Genomic DNA, 633 nt, shown 5'->3' on the forward strand with positions numbered 1-633 from the left:
TCTGAGCGGCTTCGAGGTGCTCGATAGCCTGAGATGGATGAGCGGCGAGTTGAACACCGCCGATCTCTCTACCACCTTTGTCGCAAGAAAACGGTGACGCCCCCGATTTGACGGGTACCGGCCAGGCCTCTTGTACGAAGAAATCGTCTTCTCATGCGCTATCCGCTAACCGTGTCAGTCGAACCAAACTCGATTGACTACAGATAAGATGTCGCTTCGAGATCGTTCACTTGCGCGAACCCCAGCGTCCTTTTTCTGGTCGTGCTTTCAGCGTCTACCTTTTGGCGTCGGTGGCTCTGAAGGACGCGACAGGGACCGATATCTGCGCGCCGCGTGGTCCATCGCGTTCAATGCAGTCAGCGCGGCGCCAGGTCTCACCGTAGTCCTCCTGTCGGTGTCGTTCACGCTGCCGTATCTCGGCCAGGAGCGTTTCGGCATCTGGATGACCATTTCCAGCCTTGCGGTCATCCTTTCCGTGCTGGATTTCGGTGTGGTAAACGGGCTTGTGAACCTTGTCGCGAGTGCCGGCGCAACGGAAGATCATGATCGATTGCGGACCATCGTGACGCGCGGATTGACAGTGCTTGCAGTAATCGGCCTGGTCGCTGCTACCGTACTGATCGCCGCACTATC

1 pseudogene is annotated in these 633 nt (G+C 57.5%); it reads left to right on the forward strand.

Going from position 1 to position 633, the window contains the following annotated elements:
• Positions 1–208: 208 nt before the first annotated feature.
• A pseudogene (locus P0D89_RS53865) lies at positions 209–633 on the forward strand (lipopolysaccharide biosynthesis protein); the annotation flags it as partial.

This window comes from Paraburkholderia sp. RL18-085-BIA-A (assembly GCF_046027075.1).
Taxonomy (GTDB): Bacteria; Pseudomonadota; Gammaproteobacteria; order Burkholderiales; family Burkholderiaceae; genus Paraburkholderia.